The sequence below is a fragment of the Bacillus sp. SD088 genome, from assembly GCF_017355205.1.
Lineage (GTDB): Bacteria > Bacillota > Bacilli > Bacillales > Bacillaceae_C > Lederbergia.
On record NZ_JADIJK010000057.1, the window covers coordinates 1 to 3,295 of the forward strand.

Consider the following 3,295-nt stretch of genomic DNA (forward strand, 5'->3'; position numbering starts at 1 on the left):
TGGAATCGGGTGGTAAACAGCAGATTTCCTTTTAAGAATTTGCTCACTTAACTGTCTGACTGTTGGATATTCAAAAATGGTGATTAATGGCAAGCGAACATCCAGTTTCGTCTCGATTAGATTAATGACTCGTGTCGCCCGCAGGGAGTGTCCTCCCACTTGGAAAAAGTGGTCATTTACACCGATTTCCTCTCTACCAAGTACCTCCTGATAAATTTCCACTACCATCGCTTCTGTATCATTTTGCGGTGCAACATAGGTAGTTGTTGGTGTGAAATCTGGTTCAGGTAGTGCATGGCGATCTAACTTTCCGCTTTTATTAAGAGGGAAGTGATCCATTTTGACGAAATACGCAGGAATCATATAATCCGGTAATTCTGTTCCTAGGCTTGTTTTTATTTCTGCCTCATTCAGTGGAGCTTGATCAGGATTTTCCACATAATAAGCACATAAGACCTGTTCTTCCATTTCGTCATTTCTTGCTATCACGGCCACATCTTGAAGATGAGCTTTTCTCTTTAATACATGTTCAATCTCTCCAAGTTCAATTCGGAACCCGCGAATTTTCACTTGATGGTCCAGTCTGCCTAAATATTCAACATTGCCATCAGGCAACCATCTTGCCAAATCCCCAGTTCGATAGATTCGCTGTTCACTTATATGAGGAAGAATCACAAATTTCTCAGCCGTTAATTCTGGCCGTTGCCAATATCCTTTGGCTACACCTTCTCCGCCAATACAAAGTTCGCCTTTCACTCCGATCGGTTGGATCGTTCCCTCTTCATCTACTATATAGATATCTGTATTTAAGATTGGCTTTCCAATCGTCACTTTTTCACCAACATGAAGTTTTTTCATGGTAGACCATACTGTCGTTTCAGATGGTCCGTATAAATTATAAATAGAACAATCAAACTGCTGTAATAGCTTATTCGACAAGCCTTGCGGTAAAGCTTCTCCCCCTACGATTACTTCTGTTAATGAGCGAAAGTCGTCTGGGAATCTTCCTTCGTTGTCCAGCATTCCCTTCATTCTGGATGGAGTAAGCTGCAACATATTGACTTGGTGTTTCACAATGGCTTCGCGAATCAGCGCCGTGTCCTTTTGCTGCTCTTCATCTACTAGCACAATTTGCATTCCTCTGACTAATGGCAAAAGGGATTCAACCACAAAAATATCAAATGAGATCGTCGTAATGTTTAAAATCCTTTTTCCTGTGGTAAAGTCAATTGCCTTTGTTATTCCCTCTATTAGATTGACAATCGACCGATGTTGGATCATAACCCCCTTCGGCTTACCTGTAGAACCAGATGTATAAATAAGATAAGCTAATTCTTCAGCATTCGTATTGATCACAATATTGGAAGAATCCTCGCTATATTTATCAGCTTGATCCAGATTTATCGTCGTTCCATGAAAATGATCGCTTATTTTCTCCTCACCGCTTGTGTCTGTTAATAAAACTTTCGCCTCACTATCTGTGAGCATATACTTGATTCGTTCACTCGGAAATGTTGGATCAATAGGCAAATATGCTGCTCCTGCTTTTAGGACGGCCATAATCGCAACAAACATATCCGGTTGACGATTCATAAGGATTCCCACCACTGTATGCTTATTTCCTTGTTGTTTGATCGCTCTTGCTAGGCGGTTCGCTTTTCGATTAAGGGCCTCATATGTCAGTTTTTGATCTTTAAAAATAACAGCTGTCTGTTCCGGAGTCCGCCTAACCTGCTCCTCAAACAAGGCAGCAATTGTTTTCTCCTTTGGAAATTCTCCCTTTGTATAATTAAAACCATGAAGAAGCTGCTGAGTCTCTTCCTGTGATAAAATATTAATCTCTTTGATCTTTTTACTTTCATTTTTTACTAGAGATGATAATAGAAAATGAAACTGGTTAGCCATCCGTTTAATGGTTTCAGCTTGAAAAAGCTCAGTAGAGTATTCCCATTTTCCTAAGTAGCCTCTTTCTGTTATGTCAATATTGAATGTAAGGTCAAATTTGGCGACCGTTGTATGTTCCTCGATATCGGCTTCACCATTGCTAAAATCCAGCTCTTCTTGTCCTTGATTCTGCAGAATCAGCATACAATCAAATAATGGGTTTCTTGATAGGTCACGTGTTGGCTCTACTGCTTCAACTAAATCTTCAAACGGATATTCCTGATGCTCATAGGCGTTTAATGTCGTCTGTTTGATTTCTGTTAGAAATTCGCCGAAGGTCTTCGTTTTGGTCGGACGTCCGCGCAGTGCCAAGGTATTGACGAACATACCAAGCATCCCTTCGGTATCCCGATGAGTCCTGCCCGAAATCGGACTGCCTACGACGATGTCCTCTTGGCCGCTGTATTTTTGTAATAACACCATAAAGGCGGCTAAAAAGACCATGTATTCCGTTGTGTTCGTTTGGCGTGTAATTGTCTGGACCGCCTGTTTGATCTCTTGCGTCATCTCCACTGAACAAGTGGCTCCACGGAAGCTTTGCTTAGCTGGCCGTGGAAAGTCTGTTGGCAGATCTAAGATCGGAATGTCCTCCCGGAATTGGTCGACCCAATACGCCTTTTGTGCCTGCAGATCTTTGTGCTGCATCCACTCACTATAATCTTTATAATGCACCGTTTGTTTGTCTAAGGATTCTCCCCGGTATAGCTGCGAAAACTCTTTGGTTAACAGATTGATCGATTCCCCATCGGCAATCAAATGATGCAAATCAAACAACAAGTAGGCATGATCGCTTCCTTGCACCACCTTCACACGAAACAACGGGGCTTGTTCGACATCGAAAGGACGGACAAAGTCCGTTAAAGCCGTGGCGGCTGTGAGCTCATCGTTTTCTTCATACTCCACCTGAACAGATACCGTATCAGCTATTTTTTGTACTGGCTCTCCTTCCACTAAGTGGAAGCTGGTGCGTAGAATTTCATGGCGGTCTACTAGCTGCTGACAAACCGTTTCGATCTTATCGCGATCGACCGTTCCTTTCATTTCTAGCACCCCTGGGATGTTATAGGCCGTCGCGGCTCCTTCCATCGCTTGGATGATGTACAAACGCTTCTGCGGAGAAGACATCTTGTAATAATCTTGCGCAGGTGCAGCTGGGATCGGTTCATAGGACTGATCGGCTTCTAGCTTCTCGATTTGTTCACTTAGTTCAGCGACCGTCGGTGCGTCAAAGATCATTTTTAAAGGCAAGCGGATGCCCATTTGTGCCTCGATCACATTGACGAGACGAGTGGCACGCAGAGAATGGCCACCCAGCGCAAAAAAGTCATCGGTTGTGCTGATGTTCTTGACT

Annotated in this window: 1 protein-coding gene; it reads right to left on the minus strand. The window is 43.0% G+C overall.

What is annotated here, in order from left to right; all coding sequences use genetic code 11:
- On the minus strand, positions 1 to 3,295 hold a 3,295-nt coding region (locus tag IPU53_RS24575), incomplete at both ends, for a non-ribosomal peptide synthetase (RefSeq protein ID WP_207454151.1).